The sequence below is a fragment of the Bacillus sp. 17RED48 genome, from assembly GCF_019837545.1.
Lineage (GTDB): Bacteria > Bacillota > Bacilli > Bacillales > Bacillaceae_G > Bacillus_A > Bacillus_A wiedmannii.
The window spans coordinates 144,047-161,513 of the sequence record NZ_JADAXG010000003.1 but is presented as its reverse complement, the minus strand read 5'-3'; the positions used below and the strand labels follow the sequence as shown (position 1 = coordinate 161,513).

The window sequence follows — 17,467 nt, the reverse complement described above, 5'->3', positions numbered from 1 at the left end:
TCTCTTCCCTCTATTTATAGTTTCATTAAGTATTGGCGATTAATTCATTAAATCCCTCTTTTACGATTCAATACTATGCGAAGTTAACATATTCAAATCAGTTTCAGCTTGTAAAATTCTCTGTTTTTCTTTTTCAAATACCTCTTCTTCTTTTTGAAATGACTCTTTTCGATTTTTAATCATACGCTCCATTTCTTTTTTACTCGGTCCACCGTATACATTTCTTTTTTGAATAAATGCTTCTGGCGATATAATTTCATTCCACTCTTTTTCCAATAAATGTATTTTGAATTTTTCTTGTAAGTATATATTTACATCTTTTAAATGTAATTCATGCAGCTCCTTTTGCTGCTCCAATGACATATTCGCAATAACACTCGCTGCATGATGCGCATGCCGAAATGGAATGCTATAGTTTTTTGTTAAAACATCTGCGAAATCAGTTATCGTAATTGCATGTTTATAAGAACGACTTTTCAACGTTTCTTCTTCTACTTTCATCGTTCGAATCACTGCATTCATAATACAAAAAACACGAATGGTCTTTTCAATTCCTTTATATAAATACGGCTGCAAATCATCTTCTGTATCGACAATATCACCAAATGGTGTATTATGAATCATTTGAAATACTGTAAATGCTTCTCCTAAAGCGCTACTCGTAATCGCACGGGCGTGTTCAATGGAAACTGGATTTCGCTTTTGCGGCATAATGCTACTTATTTGTACATATGGCTTTGCAACAGTAATACCATCATATTCTTTCGTCGTTAATAATAAAAAGTCATGAATCCATCTGCTCGTATTCGTCATAATTACCATAAGTAACGAGCTAACTTCTAATAAATAATCCGCTCCAGCAACAGCATCATATGAGTTCTCAATTACATTTGTAAACCCAAGTAAATTGGCAACTCGCTCTCGTTTAATTGGGAAACTTGTTGTGGAAAGAGCGGCAGCTCCCATTGGAGACTGATTTATAAGTTTGTACGTTCGTTTCATTCGTTCTAAATCTCTCTGCATCGTATCATAAATAGCTAACGTATAATGACCAAATGTTGTGGGCTGCGCTGGTTGTGTATGTGTATAAGCTGGCATAATCGTTTCCTTATGATCAGCAGCAAGTTGTAGTATACTTTCTTGCAATAACAAATGATGCTCCATTAGTCGTAGTACATATCGCCTTAAACTCATACGATACATCGTTACACCCATATCATTTCTACTTCTACCAATATGCATATTACTTACAAAATCGCATTTCGCTTCTTGAGAAATTAAATGTTCGACTAGAAAAAAGAGATCTTCATGCTGCTCTGTATATAGCAATTGATCTTTTGGAATTCCCTCTATCTTTTTTAGTGCGTGTAATATAACTTTAGCTTCTTCCTTTTTCATTAAATTTTCTTCAGTCAGCATTGTAATATGTGCTTTATGCACTTGAAACATATCTTTTAATAAGTAATTTCGTTGAAAATGAAATACATGTTGTAATACACAATCCACATATGTTTTCCCAGGGAAATCAGCGCCTTCACTCTTTATAAACTCTTCTTTACTTTGTTTCATCACCTTTTCCCCTCTCACTTAAGTATTACTACCCATCATACCCACAGAGAGTAAAAAAGTGCTTGTACATAAAAATAAACTCGGTGCTCTCTGCACCGAGTTTACTTAATAAAAGTCGCATCATACTTATCACTTTGCAACACTTGGAAATGTAAGTTTGCTAAATGTTTCCGTATTTCTGCACTGTCGTCCTCATTTAAATTATTGGCTAAAAACACTATTTCTGTACAGTTCCCGCGTTTATCCATCGCATAAACTGCTTTTGTAACTGTCCATGGCGTATAACCATTCTTTTGCCCTGCATGTCTAAATGTTTTACGGTATTTTTTAGCACTCATATCCGTTTCAACGATATTAGCCCACACTTTTTCTTCGGCCTCTGTTAGGCCACCTTTATGATTTGCCTTTTGAAGCAGTACCATATAATCGTTTGCAGAAGCTGCTGGTAATCGATCTGACCAAATTTTATCGTAACGTTCCTCTAAATAAAGAGGTATTTCCTTCTGTAATAATGGCCCCTTCTTTTTTAAGCGTTCATGAATAATCATGGCATATTCACGATATTGTTCTTGAGACATTTCTTTTAACTTTTTCTCTATTTTATATTTCGGAACATGTAGTTCTTTATGCAAATATCCAGGGATGTATAAAGATGAAACAATCGGAAATAGCGGCTGATGTGCTGAAAGGGATAAACTTTGTAAATTTCGATTAATATTATCTAACCCTAACACTTCCATTAAATATTCAGCATTCGCATTCGAACTAAACTTAACCATTCCTTTTGCCACTTCTTCTAAAGAAACTGCCTCTTCTGTTATCTTGTCTGTCTTTTGCAAATACCTTTGCCATCTATCTTGTGCACCGCCATCTGTATTCGGCACATAATAACGATTTATATCATTAATGGAAACGAAACTAGATGGATCAATTTTTCCTTCCGTAACTTGTTTCGTATATTCAAGCGCCACAATTAACTTCATCGTACTAGCAACTGGCAATACAACATTTGGATTTACAGAATAAACAACTTTATCATTTCTCTTCACGAGAAGCGCACTATTTTTTTCATCTTTATGTTCTTCAATAAAGGATGCGATATACTGTGCATCATCATTATTTGAACTCCACACTTTTTTCACTAAAAAATTACCCGATATTAGCAAAACGAAAATACCCACAATCACTGCGCATACTATAGTTTTTTTCAAGTAAAATTCCTCTCCTATTGTATAACTCTTCTCTATCTATCTATCTCTTACAAACAAAATAATGGAGATGATTATTTTAGTAATCATCTCCATTATTTTAACTTGTATTCTCCTATTATGTCTACGTCATAATTTTCACGAAGTCTTCGAGAAATTTTTTATAATGTAATGACCAACCAATTCGCACCCAATTCTTTAAAGATTTTGCATCAGGTTGTGGACGGAAATCAGCAATACTTTCTCCCTTTGCAATCCCTACTGTATCCACATCGACACGACGGTACACATAATCCAAAATAGACGGATTCGCCGCAACCATCATTGTAACAACGTCATGTACTGGGCTACCTGTTATTTTCGGATTTAACTTTTTATACGCTTTATAATAATACGTAAATATCGGTTCAATTAATTTATTAAAATTCGTTTTAGAGTGTTTCGTAATATATTTCACCATTTCTGGCGTAATAATTGCTTCAGATGTAACGTTAAGTGGCACTAATGTCAAATTCTTGGCATTTTGCATAACTAATTGTGACGCAATCGGATCACCATGAAAATTCGCCTCTGCGACTGGTGTCACATTGCCGGGCATTAAAAAAGCACCACCCATTATATAATATTCTTTCACATACTTCATCATCGGCTTTTCTAAAATAAATGCTGTCGCTAGTGTCGTTGACCTACCAGCATCAACAATGATTAATTCTCCTTTATACTTTTCAAGAATATCAAAAAAAGCACAAAAAGGTTTTATATTTGGCGAAAAAGCTTTTGGAGGTTTAATTGGCCCTAAACCGTCTGCCCCATGAATTTCTGGATAATACGTTGTAACATCTCCGGATAAAGGAATTTTCGCACCATTAATAACAGGTATATCCTCCCGCCCTGCCATTTGCAGCAAATATGCTGCATTACTTGTCGCCTTTTCTTGTGTTACATTTCCATATCCGGTTACAACACCAACAATATCAATATCAGGATGCATAATTCCATACATGATGGCTAAAGAGTCATCAATTCCTGGGTCTCCCAAAAATAACACTTTTTTCATCGACCTCAACTCCATCCCCTCAATTGTTATTAATTTATGAATAACCTTACATATACAGAATAAAAAAGAATAAATTCACACAAAAAAACGTAGTCCTCTATAAGGACTACGTTCTTCCTCTAACCTATACTGTTTTTCTTCACAGCACTCATACTTCCAATGATATAAGCGATAAACGCAAAACAAATTGGGAAGACAACTGTATGTATACCGAACGGATTTGGATAGAAAAGATGAATACACATATATGAGCCTACCCCAACTAAAATAGAGGCAAGCGCTCCTGTTGCATTTCCTTTTCTCCAATATAACCCTAATACAATTGGCCAAATGAATGCTGCTTCTAATCCACCGAAAGAAAATAAATTTAACCATATTAAAAAATCTGGTGGTTTAATTGCTGCTGCATAAACGAGCAGCCCTACGATACCAGTAATCCACAAACTTCCTTTTCTGATCGTACTGTCTGCTGCATCTTTATTTATGTAATTTACGTATATGTCTTTAATAATTGATGAACTTACAAGTAACAATAACGAGTTTACTGTAGACATAATTGCTGCCATTGGCGCGGCTAAAAAAACTCCGGCTAACCAAGGTGGCAACACTTCCATCGCGAGTAGCGGCATTACTTTATCTGGTACCGTTATACCCGGAAGTACGACTCGTGCAAATACACCTGTTAAATGCATACCAATCATAATTGTACCTACAACAACCGTTCCAATTATTAACGCTTGATGCATAGCTTTTGAATTTTTATAAGACATGGCACGCACGCTAATTTGCGGTAAACCAACAACACCAATTCCAATTAAAATCCAAAATGATGTCACATATGATTTCGTTAAACTACCATCCGCTCCGAATGGTGTAATTAAATTTGGATTGATTTGAATAAGCTCCTGCATAATCTTTTCAATTCCACCACCAGCAATGACAGTAGCAATTAAAATGATTGTCGTTCCAACTAACATAATGATTCCTAATAACGTATCTGATAAAGCAACTGCACGAAACCCACCAATTAATACGTACACAAGTACAGAAAAAGTAAATAAAAATAGTGCTGTTGTATAAGATAGACCCGTTAGCGATTCAATTAATCGTCCACCGCCGACCCACTGAGCTACTGTTGCTGAAAATAAGAAGATAATTATACATAACGCAGAAAGTATAACAACTGCTTTATTATTGTATCTTCCCTTTAAATAATCGATAAGAGTAATAGCTTCCATCTTCCTAGCGATAATTGCAAACTTTTTACCGATAACCGTTAAAACGATATACCCTGTTACAACTTGAATCGCAGATAATAATACCCATCCGAGGCCCATATTGTACGCAATACCTGGACCACCAATAAAGCTACTAGCACTACCGTACGTAGCAATCATTGTCATCGCTAATAATAAACCGCCAAGTTCACGCCCACCAAGAAAATATTCTTGTAAAAATTTATTATTAGCAGTCGCTTGTACGCGTCTTGAAGCATATACACCAATTAAAAACACAACGATAAATGAAATTATCATTGGAATGATTACATACCAATTCATCTATTATTCCTCACTTTTTTCTTCCTCATCGAGTGAAATATCTTGAAATACAAAACGAACAACTAAACTAAGTAAAATAACCATAACGACAAATCCAACGATACAGCTATAAAAAAACCATGCTGGAAAACCGAATACATATGTATATTCACTTGGATTTTCACTACCAAGCCCATAAGCAAATCCGTACCATATTATAAAATTAATAATAGCAAGTCCAAGGCCAATTAACGCTTCTCTATGGGCGATTCGAAAGCGTGGATCATCATGATAATCCTTCATTTTTCTCCCTCCTCTCACGATGTATTATTGTACCATTGTTCTTCTAGTTTTTCCTACTAGAAAGCAAAAACAAGCAGGATTTTTTATAATCATATAGAAGACTCTCTTACATTACATATTTTTTACAATTGTAACACAAATGAAATTTGAATTTTCAGTATTTGTTAATTATGATTAAAATTAGAGGCTTTCCATCTAGTTCCCACATCCTTGATTTCGGAATAAACGCCGTCTCGTACTGCGTTTACATTATATTTTCAAGGGGGTTATACAATGAGTCAACTAGCTGTAAATCTTCATGAAAAGGTAGAAAAGTTTCTTCAAGGTACAAAAAAGTTATATGTGAATGGATCTTTCATCGAAAGCGCTTCCGGTAAAACATTTAAAACACCTAACCCAGCAACCGGCGAAACACTTGCTGTCGTTTCTGAAGCGGGTCGCGAAGATATTCATAAAGCTGTCGTTGCAGCTCGCATGGCTTTTGATGAAGGCCCTTGGTCTCGCATGAGCACTGCTGAGCGAAGCCGTCTTATGTACAAGTTAGCTGATTTAATGGAAGAACATAAAGAAGAGCTTGCACAGCTTGAAACGTTAGATAACGGAAAGCCAATTCGTGAAACAATGGCAGCAGACATACCACTTGCAATTGAGCATATGCGCTATTATGCTGGCTGGGCTACGAAAATCGTTGGTCAAACAATTCCTGTTTCCGGTGACTACTTTAACTATACACGCCATGAGGCTGTTGGTGTCGTCGGTCAAATTATTCCTTGGAACTTCCCTCTTCTTATGGCAATGTGGAAAATGGGAGCAGCGCTTGCTACAGGATGTACAATCGTTTTAAAACCTGCAGAACAAACTCCACTATCCGCTCTATACTTAGCTGAATTAATTGAAGAAGCTGGATTCCCGAAAGGTGTTATTAATATCGTTCCTGGATTTGGTGAATCAGCTGGACAAGCTCTTGTTAATCATCCACTCGTTGATAAAATTGCATTTACTGGTTCTACTCCAGTAGGTAAACAAATTATGCGACAAGCATCTGAATCATTAAAACGTGTTACTTTGGAGCTTGGCGGTAAATCACCAAATATCATCTTGCCAGATGCTAATTTATCTCGCGCGATTCCTGGTGCACTTTCTGGTGTTATGTTTAATCAAGGACAAGTATGCTCTGCTGGATCACGCTTATTTGTTCCGAAGAAAATGTATGATAATGTCATGGCTGATCTCGTCCTCTATTCAAAAAAACTAAATCAAGGTGTCGGTCTTAACCCTGAAACAACAATCGGTCCTCTCGTTTCCGAAGAACAACAAAAACGTGTAATGGGCTACATTGAAAAAGGAATTGAAGAAGGCGCTGAAGTACTTTGCGGAGGAAGTAATCCATTCGACCAAGGCTACTTCGTTTCTCCTACAGTATTCGCTGACGTAAATGACGAAATGACGATTGCAAAAGAAGAAATTTTCGGTCCAGTTATTTCTGCAATACCTTTTAACGATATTGATGAAGTAATTGAACGTGCAAATAAATCACAATTCGGCTTAGCGGCTGGTGTGTGGACAGAAAATGTTAAAACAGCACACTATGTTGCAAGTAAAGTACGTGCTGGTACTGTATGGGTAAACTGTTATAACGTCTTTGATGCAGCATCTCCATTTGGAGGATTTAAACAATCCGGTCTTGGCCGTGAAATGGGATCTTACGCATTAAATAACTATACAGAAGTGAAGAGCGTTTGGCTCAACTTAAATTAATGAAAAAAGAACCTGGCCTATCCGGTCAGGTTCTTTTCATTATGTATTCCTTTAAACTTGTAGTCCTCCGCTCACATTCAATACTTCTCCTGTAATATAGGATGCGTATTCTGATGCTAAAAAGGCAGCTGCGTTCGCAATATCTTCTGGCGTTCCAATTCTACCAACTGGAATCGCACCGACCATCTTTTCTTTCACTTTATCTGGTATCGTTTTTGTCATATCTGTATCCATAAATCCTGGGCAAATCGCGTTACACGTAATGCCGAAACTTCCAACTTCTTTCGCTGCCGTTTTCGTTAAACCTACAACGCCTGCCTTCGTAGCCGCATAATTTGCTTGACCTATGTTTCCTTCTCTACTAATTGAAGATATATTAATAATGCGTCCATACCCTTGTTGTCTCATGTAAAGAAGCGCTGGTTGCATACAATAAAAAACACCTGTTAAATTTACTTGCAGTACTTGTTCCCATTCTGGTTTCTCCATTTTATGTAACATAGCATCTCGCGTAATTCCTGCATTATTTACTAAAATGTGCAGTGTACCAAATGTTTGGACAGCGTATTCAATTAAGGACTTCGCATCATTTTGATTACTCACATCACAACGATACTGCTTCACTTCATATCCTTCATCTGATAATTCACGTGTCGTTTTTTGTAGCTTCTCTTCATTTACATCGCTAATTAATACTTTAGCCCCTAGTTTTGCATAAACCCTTGCAATCTCTTTTCCAATTCCCTGTGCAGCTCCTGTTACTACAGCTGTTTTCCCATTTAAAAACTCCATCCCTATCCCTCATTTCTATTACTTATACTGTATATTTCGGCTCTTTACTTCCCAATTCCTCTTTGTATAAAAAAGTCTATTTGTGTCAAACTAACTTTGCAACGTCGCATAAAACACAAGGAGATTGTGTCGAATGAACAAAAAAAATTTCAAGCAAAACAAAGCTGCTGATGGCATTGATGTTGAGTTCTCTCGTGAACTCGCTGACCACAATGACTTAGAAGCAAACGCACGTGCAAATGCCGCTGATGCACGTCAAAAACGCCAGTCAACAGAAAAATAAGGAACGCACAACCTTATTCTTTTCAACAGGGACCTACTACCCAACAAAAATAAACCGAGAGATATCTCTCGGTTTATTTTTGATATTGTTTTATATAATGTGCCAAAGTAAGTAGCGGATATATATGAGCGTAGCTATGGTAATAAATATAAAACCCACCTGGTAAACCTGTTCCGGTAGGATATTTTTCATTCACATAAGGATTCGCAAGCAAATATGAAATACCTTTTCGAATAGCTGGTGTTTCTTTATCATAGTAAGAAATGAGAGCATCTAACGCCCATGCTGTTTGGGATGGTGTACTGAATGGTAAAGTAACGAACTTTTTTTCCACACTACTGTGGCACGATTCCCCCCACCCACCATCTTCATGCTGTATATGTTCCAGCCATAAAGCTGCTCGTTTCATTGATGGATTGCTAGATGGAATTCCGAGTGACCGTAAACCAGTCATAACAGCCCACGTACCATATATATAACAAATCCCCCATTTCCCATACCATGATCCATTTTCTTCTTGCACATTCATTAACCAATTTATCGCACTTTGTTTTTGTTTCTCAGGCAATTCATTTTGCGCGTATGTCCCGAAAAGCTCTAACACTCTTCCTGTAATATCTGGTGTAGAGGGATCTGTAATCATATCGCTTGCATTTTCGATTGGTAAATTTGCTAATAAATTACTCGTCACACCTTTTTCAAACGCTCCCCAACCACCATCATTATTTTGTAATCCTTTAACCCAATTGACCCCTTTCTTCCAAGCATTATCTACATTTTCGTTCCCTCTACTTCTTGCCAACGCTCTTAGCACAGCTGTTGTATCATCGACATCTGGAATTGTCGTATTCACATCCGAAAAACCCCAACCGCCTGGAGTCAGCGCCGGAGCATGTACGCTCCAATCAGCTTTTTTTGTATGCTGTTTTTTTAATACATACGCTGCTGCGTGTTGAATCATCTTATTATCTTTCGAAGTGTAGGCCTCTTGTAACGTATAGCTGAGTAAAGCCGTATCCCATACAGTTGAAGGAGAGTTTTGCAAATGATTCCCTCTTTCCATCTTCCATATATAAGATGTTATCCCTGCTATAGCTTTTTGAATCATTGATGATTGAAGAGAATGTCCTAACGCGAGTAAAGCATAAATCATATAAAATGAGGCAGTTGCGTAACTATATAACGTTCCATTTTCATCAATACGCTCTTTCATAAAACGTTCGACTTCCTCATATCCTTTATGGTGTAAAGAAAGTGGATACGATATGATTTGTTTTACATCACTTAATAACGTTTGAAACAACGGAGACCGCTCCTCCCGAAACCATTCCCCGCCCCCGCCTGCGATATGATTTAAATTTGGCAGTAACTTTTTTCCTACTCGAAATCTTTTATTTAAACAAACCATCATCGGAATTAAATGGATACGTGCTGAGCTACTCAATTCAAATATACTGAGGGGTGAATCATTTTGCAGAAACATAATAGGTGTTGGCAAATGAAAAAGCGAAGGGTATTCATATTCTCCATGAATTGCTAATAAAAACTTCGTCATAAAATGAGCACGCGCCACGCCTCCACGTTCCTTAATAAACATTTCGGCCCGCCTCATATTCGCATCTTCTTTTGTATATTTTTTTGAAGCTAGTAAGGCAGCATAAGATTGAATTGTAGCAGATAAATTGCCACCCACTTCATCTTCATACAATTTCCATGTTCCTTCATTTGTTTGAAGTGATGCTAATCTTTTTACAAACGGTTCTATTTCTTTATCTCTACCTAATAATTTTAATAAAAAAATCATATGGCAATCTGTTAATGGTGCTCCTTCAAAACAAAACTGCCACGTACCATCTTGCCGTTGCATCGTTTGAAGTGCAGTTGTTCTTCTCGCTATTTCTTCATGCACTTTTTCATATAATAACAAGTTACTCACCCACCCTTTCGAAATCCGTATAACGATATTCAAAAAGGTAGCTAAATATGTATGAAAACAAAGAAAAACAGAACATATAAAATGTTCTGCTCATAAGCAATATCCCACTCCGACAATAATCCCTACTAAAGCACCGACTACTACTTCATACGGTGTATGCCCGACAAGTTCATTTAACTTCTTATATTCTGTTTGTCTACCGTGAAAGAACTCATTCAATATTTTCGCTTGTTTACTAACTGCAAGTCTTACTCCTGAAGCATCATACATAACAATTATTGCAAAGATAGCAGCAATAGCAAATAAGGTACTTTCCACACCTTCCACAACGCCAACACCTGTCGCAAGTGCTGTAACAGTTGAAGCATGAGAACTCGGCATCCCACCTGAAGCGAAAAACTTTGCAAAATCAAATTCACCCGTTTTGAATAATTTAAAGACTACTTTCGTTAATTGTGCTAGAAACCATGAAATTACAGCGGCCATAAGCGGATCATTATGTAAAATTGTTTCCACGTTCTCAGCTCCCTACTGACTATAATGGAAATCTATATAGTATCAGTATAAAGAAAAATGCGTAGAAAATACTACGCATTATGATACTTTTGCTGATTTATTTTTTATAAATTTCGGTTGTTTCTGCACTAAAAACTTTGTTTTCGCTATTGAAAACACAAATAATGCAACCCATATACAGAAAAACGCCATCATATGAGTAGATGTGAAATGTTCACCAAATACAAATACACCTAAAATTAAACTAATTGTTGGTGCAATATATTGTAAAAATCCTACCATATAAAGCGGAATAAGTTGTGCTCCTTTTGCAAAGTAAAAAAGTGGTAAAGCAGTAACAATGCCCGCTCCTATTAATAGTAACGTTGATAACATGGAAATAGATCCAAATGAACCGAAGCCATGTGCTCCAGTCATAATAAGATAAATAACTGCAAACGGCGTCACTAACATCGTTTCCATCGTAAGACCAATTGTCGCATCATAGTTTAACAATTTTTTCGTTAATCCATATAATCCAAATGAAAAGGCAAGTGATAAAGAGACCCACGGAATAGATCCGAAACGGACTGTTAAAATGATAACCCCTACTCCAGCTAAACCAACTGCAACATATTGCCAAAAGTTTAACTTTTCCTTTAAAACGACTGTACCAAGTAAAATACTAATAAGCGGATTAATATAATATCCGAGACTTGCTTCAATGACATGATTATGATTAACGGCCCATATGTAGACAAACCAGTTTCCACTAATCAAGACTGAAGCTATTGTTAATGACATTAATAATTTAGGTCGTTTAAAAAGATTCACGAACTCCCCAATAAACTGACGAAATCTCTTCGTAACACCTAATACAAGTAACATAAAAACGAACGCCCAAACAATGCGGTGTGCTAATATTTCATCTGCGGGAACTTCCTCAACCCATTTCCAATAGATTGGTAGGATTCCCCACATCGTATAAGCACCCGCCGCATATATAATCCCTTTTTTTTGCTGTGCTGATTGACTCCCCATCTTCCCTTTTCTCCTCTTCTCATTTTTCTCCATTATACGGTCCCGCATGCTCACTTTACCAATAATCAATCTGCAATTCTTTCGACATTTCTCATACAGCAAAAAGTAAACATGCTGTTATAACGACAAGTAACGGTATACCGAAAACAAATTTCTTTTTATGTGTTTTATGATGAAACATATACATACCGATCCAAGCACCAACTGCGCCTCCAGCTGCCGCTGATAAAAACAACGTACTTTCTGGCGTTCTCCACTGTTTCTTCTTCGCTTTTCGTTTATCAAGCCCCATAAGGCTAAAAGCTATAACGTTAATAATAATAAAATAAATCCATTTCATCGCTTTCTCTCCCTATGAAAAATTCGCTTAATCGTAACATGAAAAAACGATGGAAACAACTTAAGAACGCTTTTTATTAACTAGTTACCTTCATGTTTATATAACCAACTAAAATCGCAGTTAAAGCAATTAAATAGAAAGATGTTATGAGCAGAATTTTATATTTCATTCCCTTCCCCCACTACCATATCATCGAAAAAACTTCTCTCAATCTCTTTTTCATCAAAATGAAGAACTGCCATTAGCCCTACATATAAAGAAACGAAATTTAGAAACCATTCGCCATTTTCATCTTTGTTAGCTAAACATTTAAATATCTCTTGAAATTGCATACGCTCATCTGCAGCAACAACCGGACGCACACCAAAATATTTCAATACGAGATTCAGCTTCAGCTGCACGGATAATGATAAAATATATTTTAATAGCTCCGTATAATGAGCAACATTTTTTTGACTATATAACTTCACAAGTTTTTGATGTAAATTAGAAATCGATAATTCTGCTTCCGTCACTTTTGTTGCTTCTACCATTTCAATCATCTTTTTCATATCCATTACATTTACCCCCTGTTACAAAACATAGGCCAAAGCGTATTTATTTGATAACTAGCAATAATTGAGTATTTCTCATCTCTCGTTCTTCTTCACTAACTAAGTCATACTTTTTTAAAAGATGAAAGATATCGTTTAATATCTCCTGTGAATGATTACATTGCAAAAATCCTTTCAATCCTGTAAAAATCACTTCCGGTAAAAAACTCTTCTGACTTTCAAGCTTATTCATTACATCTTCCATAGAATGATCGATATTACACGCCATAAAAAAATCCCTCCCCTATCCTTTATAAATAATATCCTCCGCTAACGATGTAAACACTTCTCCTACAAGAGAGTCTTCATCATATACAGATGAACCGTTATTTTCTTCTCGTTTTGCAAAAGGCACTTGCGCAATCACTTCTGTTTGCAATTGTTCTGCAAGCATTTCGCCGCCACCTTTTCCGAAGAGATAATTTTTTGATCCATCTTGTTCTTCATAATAAGCCATATTTTCCACAATACCTAAAATCTCGTGTTTCGTATGTTTTGCCATAACACCTACTCTAGATGCCACGAATGACGCTACATTGTGTGGTGTTGTAACGATAATTTCTTGCGCCTGCGGGATCATTGCTGCAACATCAATAGCAACATCTCCTGTACCAGGTGGTAAATCAAGAAGTAAATAATCTAATTCTCCCCAGTGCGTATTCGCAAGGAAATTTTGAATCCATTTATTTAACATTGGCCCGCGCCACATAACCGGGTTATTTCCTTCCGTAAAAAATCCCATCGACATGATTTTCACACCGTGACTAACGACTGGAATTGCTGTTTGATCAATCATCGTCGGTTTTTGATTCGTTTCCATCATAGCTGGAATGCTAAAACCATATATATCTGCATCTAATATCCCCACTTTTTTGCCCATACGAGCTAAAGCAGTTGCAAGATTAATTGTCACTGTTGATTTTCCGACTCCACCTTTACCGCTCGTTACAGTAATAAATCGTACCCCTGAATCAAGTCGAAGCATGCTCGGCATACCAGTTTCTGTTCTTGTATCTTTCTTTAACTTCTCTGTTAGCGCAGCTCGTTCTTCTTGTGTCATAGAACCAAATGTCAAATCTACCTTAGATGCACCTATCGCCTGAAGAGACTCTTCCACATCTTGTTGAATTTTTGCTTTTAATGGACAGCCTTGAATCGTTAGCACTACTTCAAGTTTAACCTCTGTTCCATTCATTTGTATATTTCTAACCATATTTAATTCTACAATACTTTTGTGTAACTCCGGATCCTCTACATGTTTTAATGCGTTCATTATTTGCTCTTGCGTAATCATAGCACTCATCCCTTCTCGTATTCGAATTTATATACAACAGCTTCTTGGCGAAATAGCTTATTATCCCCCGCTAACAGGCGGAATGAATGCGACTATATCTCCAGCTTTTATCATCTCTTCATCCGTTACAAATTCTTCATTAACAGCCACCATCACTTTATCAAGCGATTGTAAACAATAACTTGCTTTGAGCCATTCTTTTAATTGCTCCACTGTCATTTCTTGTTTTTCTAAAATTACGAATCGATCCGATCCGACTTCCTCACGCAAATTTGCGAACAATAAAATTGTAATCATCTTCTCATTCTTCCTTCTTCGGTTTTCCTTCTGGATATGCCGTATTTTCAAGTTGATCTCCAATCCACATCGTTCCATCTTCCCAAAATTCTTTTTTCCAAATTGGGACAATTCGTTTTATACGTTCAATCGCATATTCATTCGCTTCATAAGCTACTTTACGATGCGGTGATGAAACTGCAATGACTACCGCAATATCCATGATTTCTAGCCGCCCTACACGGTGTGTAATTGCAACTATTGCGTCCGGCCACTTTTCATTTATTTCTTCACCAATTCTTGTAAGTTGTTTTACTGCCATCGGTTTATATGCTTCGTACTCTAAATGTAGCGTTCGTTTTCCTTTTGTAAGTTCTCTCACCGTACCAATAAATGTTGTAATTGCACCTGCTTCTCTTCTTGCGACTTTATTCGTTACTTCTTCAACTAAAATCGGTATATCTACAATTTCAAATAGTGCTTGTCCCATTAGAAACACCTCTCACTTTATCCCGCTTTAACGGGCAGTAAGACCCTCCACCTCAAAATTCAGCGAAAGCAAAGAAGTTAGTTGGGGGTCGGGCTGCCCATAAAAGTCCGATTGATTCAACTAATAATCAGTGGGGATGAAGAAACCTCCCACTGATTAAAGTTTCACTTTAGAAAATGTCCAAGGCCATTCACTACCTCCATTATCTTCCAGCAAAAGAACATCTACGAACATATCTTTTTTATAACCTCTCGTACCACCTGGAAGTACAATAAATATATTTGTCTCTGCTAGGGAAGAAACCGAGCTAGATTTATCAAACCCTGACGGATAAGCAATTAATTGCCCTTCGTTATATGTCAGTTTTGCTCGCACAAATCTTGTAAATGGATTTGGTTTTAAAAAATCTTCTCCTAATAACGCTTTTTCTCTTTTCAGATGTGCTTTTTCACTAAACATATACGTCCGAATACAAGGTCTTACAAACAATTCAAATCCTACGTAACAAGCAGATGGATTTCCTGATAAACCAAATAATAACTTGCCATTTAATTGCGCTACAGTCGTAACACTCCCTGGCCGCATTGCAACTTTATTGAAAAGAACAGAGGCACCTAACTTTTCGTAAATAGCTGGTAAATAATCGTAATCTCCTACTGATACTCCGCCTGTTGTAATGAGCATATCTACTTGGCTTAACGCTTCTTTTACAGCTGTAAAACATGTATGAAAATCATCGCTAAACTTCCCGAAATATTTTACTCTGCCGCCCGCTCTTCGAATTTGAGACAATATCATATACGTATTACTATTTCGGATTTTCCCTGGCTGTAATGAATCATTTACATCCAGTAATTCACTACCGGTCGCTAACAATCCAATGACAGGCTTTCTCGCCACTGGTACCTCACTATAACCGAACGTAGCAAGAAGAGCTGAAATACCCGGATGAATGTATGATCCTTTTTTTGCAAGAACCGTTCCTTTACGAGCATCTTCACCTTGAAAAGAAATATTGTCGCCCGTTTTGAACGATCGCTTCACTTCCATATAATTGTTGCCAGCTTTCTCATATTGACGAGTCAGCTCTAACATAACCACCGCATCACACCCATTCGGAATTTGCGCTCCCGTCATAATTCGAACTGCTTGAAACGGACCTACTTTCTCGTGGAATATTGATCCCGCACCAATTTCACCAATTACTTCAAATACAATTGGCGTTTCATAACTTGCTATATTCGTATCTTCTGCTCTAATAGCAAACCCATCATACGGTGAACGATTGAATGAAGGTACATCATGGTCAGCTACTAAATCCTCTGCTAATATACGTCCGTAAGCTAATTCAATAGGTAGTAGCTCCTTTAATCCCTCATTAGCAAATCCCATTACTTTACGAACAGCTTCTTCAACCGTAATTGGCACTCTTCTTTCCATTATTGACAACCCTTTCTATTAACCGAATACGCGATAATATAATTGTTTCGCTTTCGAAATATCATTTGTGCCATGAATGAAAACACGACCGTCTCGAAAAATAACGACGCGGTAATCATCTCGTTGGCAAGATAGTAAATACGGATTCCGATCTACCTGCCCCAGTTTTTTTAATACTTTTTCTATATCGTCAAAATCGTACTTTCTATTTTCTACCGGCCTAATTTGCACTGTATTTCTTCCGCATAAAGCAGCTATCTTCGTTTGGTTTTCGTATGATAAATAAGGATAAGTTCGATTTAAGCCGCACGAAGGGCAATCGTCTGTTTTGATTTTCCCTAGTTTTATAAAATGGTTTTGATTACTCCATATATCAAACATGAAAAATGTTTTTCTAATTGCTGCGAAATCTCCTACTAAAATTTTGAATGCTTCCGCCACTTGATATGCTGCGACGATTTGCACAGTCGGGCTAATAATTCCGGCAGTATCACATGTCACACCTGTAACAGGAACGTTCTTCAGCACACAATGTAAACACGGTGTCTCTTGCGGAATAATTGTATAACTCATACCGTACGATCCAACGCAAGAACCGTATACCCACGGGATATTATGTTTTTGTGATAAATCATTTATTACAAATCGAATATCGAAATTATCTGTTGCATCAATTATTACATCTACATTTTTTAATAGGTCTTCCATATTTTCTGCAACTGCATCCATTACGAAAGCATGTATTTGTACTTCCGAATTAATTTGTTCTAGCCGATTTTTTGCAGCAATTGCTTTCGGTACTTTCTCTCTCGCATCTTGTTCAGAGTACAAATGTTGCCTTTGTAAATTACTCCATTCAACGTAGTCACGATCAATAATCGTCAACTTGCCAATACCTGCACGTACGAAACTTTCGGCACTTGCACTTCCTAATGCGCCTGCTCCTACAATTAACACATGTTTATTTCGAATTTTTTCTTGTCCCTTACTCCCAATTGGTTTGAACAACTGTTGTCGTGAATACCGCTCAGCCATTACATACCCTTCCTCTCAC

Annotated in this window: 19 protein-coding genes; 2 read left to right on the top strand and 17 right to left on the bottom strand. The window is 36.9% G+C overall.

What is annotated here, in order from left to right:
* Window positions 1-60 precede the first annotated feature (60 nt).
* From argH to ILT06_RS13710, 5 genes are all read right to left on the bottom strand, one after another.
* Window positions 61-1,569, bottom strand: coding sequence for an argininosuccinate lyase (gene argH / locus ILT06_RS13730; RefSeq protein ID WP_098102262.1), 1,509 nt, complete (start codon window positions 1,567-1,569; stop codon window positions 61-63).
* A 101-nt stretch (window positions 1,570-1,670) separates the two neighbouring features.
* The gene (locus ILT06_RS13725; RefSeq protein ID WP_222655192.1) at window positions 1,671-2,780 is read right to left on the bottom strand and encodes a serine hydrolase; all 1,110 of its coding nucleotides are present in this window, start codon (window positions 2,778-2,780) and stop codon (window positions 1,671-1,673) included.
* Window positions 2,781-2,901: 121 nt separating this feature from the next.
* Window positions 2,902-3,834, bottom strand: a complete 933-nt coding sequence (locus ILT06_RS13720; protein ID WP_000756434.1) for a nucleoside hydrolase — start codon at window positions 3,832-3,834, stop codon at window positions 2,902-2,904.
* Between the two features lie 119 nt (window positions 3,835-3,953).
* Window positions 3,954-5,393, bottom strand: coding sequence for a sodium/pantothenate symporter (gene panF / locus ILT06_RS13715; RefSeq protein WP_001104842.1), 1,440 nt, complete (start codon window positions 5,391-5,393; stop codon window positions 3,954-3,956).
* A 3-nt stretch (window positions 5,394-5,396) separates the two neighbouring features.
* Complete coding sequence (locus ILT06_RS13710; RefSeq protein ID WP_098102264.1) at window positions 5,397-5,675, bottom strand: YhdT family protein; 279 nt, start codon at window positions 5,673-5,675, stop codon at window positions 5,397-5,399.
* A gap of 273 nt (window positions 5,676-5,948) precedes the next feature.
* Between ILT06_RS13710 and dhaS the strand changes: the two genes are divergently transcribed.
* Window positions 5,949-7,433 (top strand): aldehyde dehydrogenase DhaS, encoded by a 1,485-nt coding sequence (gene dhaS, locus ILT06_RS13705; protein WP_222655191.1) that lies wholly within the window; start codon window positions 5,949-5,951, stop codon window positions 7,431-7,433.
* Between the two features lie 51 nt (window positions 7,434-7,484).
* Here dhaS and fabG read toward each other — a convergent pair whose 3' ends face one another.
* Window positions 7,485-8,225, bottom strand: a complete 741-nt coding sequence (gene fabG / locus ILT06_RS13700) for a 3-oxoacyl-ACP reductase FabG (protein WP_000395032.1) — start codon at window positions 8,223-8,225, stop codon at window positions 7,485-7,487.
* 133 nt (window positions 8,226-8,358) lie between these two features.
* Here fabG and ILT06_RS13695 point away from each other — a divergent pair, with 133 nt between their 5' ends.
* Window positions 8,359-8,508, top strand: coding sequence for a YfhD family protein (locus ILT06_RS13695; protein WP_001035806.1), 150 nt, complete (start codon window positions 8,359-8,361; stop codon window positions 8,506-8,508).
* A 73-nt stretch (window positions 8,509-8,581) separates the two neighbouring features.
* On the opposite strand, the gene ILT06_RS13690 is transcribed toward ILT06_RS13695, so the two are convergent.
* The 11 genes from ILT06_RS13690 to ILT06_RS13640 form a co-directional block, all read right to left on the bottom strand.
* On the bottom strand, window positions 8,582-10,435 hold the full coding sequence (locus tag ILT06_RS13690) for a terpene cyclase/mutase family protein (RefSeq protein WP_064476942.1): 1,854 nt from the start codon (window positions 10,433-10,435) through the stop codon (window positions 8,582-8,584).
* Window positions 10,436-10,534: 99 nt separating this feature from the next.
* Entirely contained in the window at window positions 10,535-10,960 is a 426-nt protein-coding gene (locus ILT06_RS13685) for a divergent PAP2 family protein (RefSeq protein WP_000447816.1), read from the bottom strand.
* Between the two features lie 78 nt (window positions 10,961-11,038).
* On the bottom strand, window positions 11,039-11,980 hold the full coding sequence (gene rarD, locus ILT06_RS13680; RefSeq protein WP_222655190.1) for an EamA family transporter RarD: 942 nt from the start codon (window positions 11,978-11,980) through the stop codon (window positions 11,039-11,041).
* Between the two features lie 91 nt (window positions 11,981-12,071).
* A complete protein-coding gene (locus ILT06_RS13675; protein ID WP_222655189.1) occupies window positions 12,072-12,320 on the bottom strand; it encodes a DUF1294 domain-containing protein in 249 nt (82 codons plus the stop codon).
* A 158-nt stretch (window positions 12,321-12,478) separates the two neighbouring features.
* Complete coding sequence (locus ILT06_RS13670; RefSeq protein WP_222655188.1) at window positions 12,479-12,877, bottom strand: hypothetical protein; 399 nt, start codon at window positions 12,875-12,877, stop codon at window positions 12,479-12,481.
* 40 nt (window positions 12,878-12,917) lie between these two features.
* A complete protein-coding gene (locus ILT06_RS13665; protein ID WP_222655187.1) occupies window positions 12,918-13,142 on the bottom strand; it encodes a group-specific protein in 225 nt (74 codons plus the stop codon).
* Window positions 13,143-13,157: 15 nt separating this feature from the next.
* Window positions 13,158-14,207 carry a P-loop NTPase gene (locus ILT06_RS13660; protein ID WP_222655186.1) on the bottom strand — a complete coding sequence of 350 codons (1,050 nt, stop codon included), beginning with the start codon at window positions 14,205-14,207 and terminating at the stop codon, window positions 13,158-13,160.
* Window positions 14,208-14,267: 60 nt separating this feature from the next.
* Window positions 14,268-14,504 carry a molybdopterin converting factor subunit 1 gene (moaD, locus tag ILT06_RS13655; protein WP_098102267.1) on the bottom strand — a complete coding sequence of 79 codons (237 nt, stop codon included), beginning with the start codon at window positions 14,502-14,504 and terminating at the stop codon, window positions 14,268-14,270.
* A 4-nt stretch (window positions 14,505-14,508) separates the two neighbouring features.
* The gene (moaE, locus tag ILT06_RS13650; RefSeq protein ID WP_222655185.1) at window positions 14,509-14,973 is read right to left on the bottom strand and encodes a molybdopterin synthase catalytic subunit MoaE; all 465 of its coding nucleotides are present in this window, start codon (window positions 14,971-14,973) and stop codon (window positions 14,509-14,511) included.
* Window positions 14,974-15,129: 156 nt separating this feature from the next.
* A complete protein-coding gene (moeA, locus tag ILT06_RS13645) occupies window positions 15,130-16,413 on the bottom strand; it encodes a molybdopterin molybdotransferase MoeA (protein WP_098103032.1) in 1,284 nt (427 codons plus the stop codon).
* A gap of 18 nt (window positions 16,414-16,431) precedes the next feature.
* Window positions 16,432-17,448 (bottom strand): molybdopterin-synthase adenylyltransferase MoeB, encoded by a 1,017-nt coding sequence (locus tag ILT06_RS13640; protein ID WP_098103033.1) that lies wholly within the window; start codon window positions 17,446-17,448, stop codon window positions 16,432-16,434.
* Window positions 17,449-17,467: the final 19 nt, after the last annotated feature.

What these genes read in the sequence shown, in the direction of transcription:
- ILT06_RS13720 (WP_000756434.1), bottom strand. Translation starts at nt 3,834, where the DNA reads ATGAAAAAAGTGTTATTTTTGGGAGACCCAGGAATTGATGACTCTTTA.
- argH (WP_098102262.1), bottom strand. Translation starts at nt 1,569, where the DNA reads ATGAAACAAAGTAAAGAAGAGTTTATAAAGAGTGAAGGCGCTGATTTC.
- ILT06_RS13710 (WP_098102264.1), bottom strand. Translation starts at nt 5,675, where the DNA reads ATGAAGGATTATCATGATGATCCACGCTTTCGAATCGCCCATAGAGAA.
- dhaS (WP_222655191.1), top strand. Translation starts at nt 5,949, where the DNA reads ATGAGTCAACTAGCTGTAAATCTTCATGAAAAGGTAGAAAAGTTTCTT.
- moaE (WP_222655185.1), bottom strand. Translation starts at nt 14,973, where the DNA reads ATGGGACAAGCACTATTTGAAATTGTAGATATACCGATTTTAGTTGAA.
- ILT06_RS13675 (WP_222655189.1), bottom strand. Translation starts at nt 12,320, where the DNA reads ATGAAATGGATTTATTTTATTATTATTAACGTTATAGCTTTTAGCCTT.
- fabG (WP_000395032.1), bottom strand. Translation starts at nt 8,225, where the DNA reads ATGGAGTTTTTAAATGGGAAAACAGCTGTAGTAACAGGAGCTGCACAG.
- ILT06_RS13660 (WP_222655186.1), bottom strand. Translation starts at nt 14,207, where the DNA reads ATGATTACGCAAGAGCAAATAATGAACGCATTAAAACATGTAGAGGAT.
- ILT06_RS13665 (WP_222655187.1), bottom strand. Translation starts at nt 13,142, where the DNA reads ATGGCGTGTAATATCGATCATTCTATGGAAGATGTAATGAATAAGCTT.
- panF (WP_001104842.1), bottom strand. Translation starts at nt 5,393, where the DNA reads ATGAATTGGTATGTAATCATTCCAATGATAATTTCATTTATCGTTGTG.
- ILT06_RS13670 (WP_222655188.1), bottom strand. Translation starts at nt 12,877, where the DNA reads ATGGATATGAAAAAGATGATTGAAATGGTAGAAGCAACAAAAGTGACG.
- ILT06_RS13695 (WP_001035806.1), top strand. Translation starts at nt 8,359, where the DNA reads ATGAACAAAAAAAATTTCAAGCAAAACAAAGCTGCTGATGGCATTGAT.
- rarD (WP_222655190.1), bottom strand. Translation starts at nt 11,980, where the DNA reads ATGGGGAGTCAATCAGCACAGCAAAAAAAAGGGATTATATATGCGGCG.
- moeA (WP_098103032.1), bottom strand. Translation starts at nt 16,413, where the DNA reads ATGGAAAGAAGAGTGCCAATTACGGTTGAAGAAGCTGTTCGTAAAGTA.
- moaD (WP_098102267.1), bottom strand. Translation starts at nt 14,504, where the DNA reads ATGATTACAATTTTATTGTTCGCAAATTTGCGTGAGGAAGTCGGATCG.
- ILT06_RS13640 (WP_098103033.1), bottom strand. Translation starts at nt 17,448, where the DNA reads ATGGCTGAGCGGTATTCACGACAACAGTTGTTCAAACCAATTGGGAGT.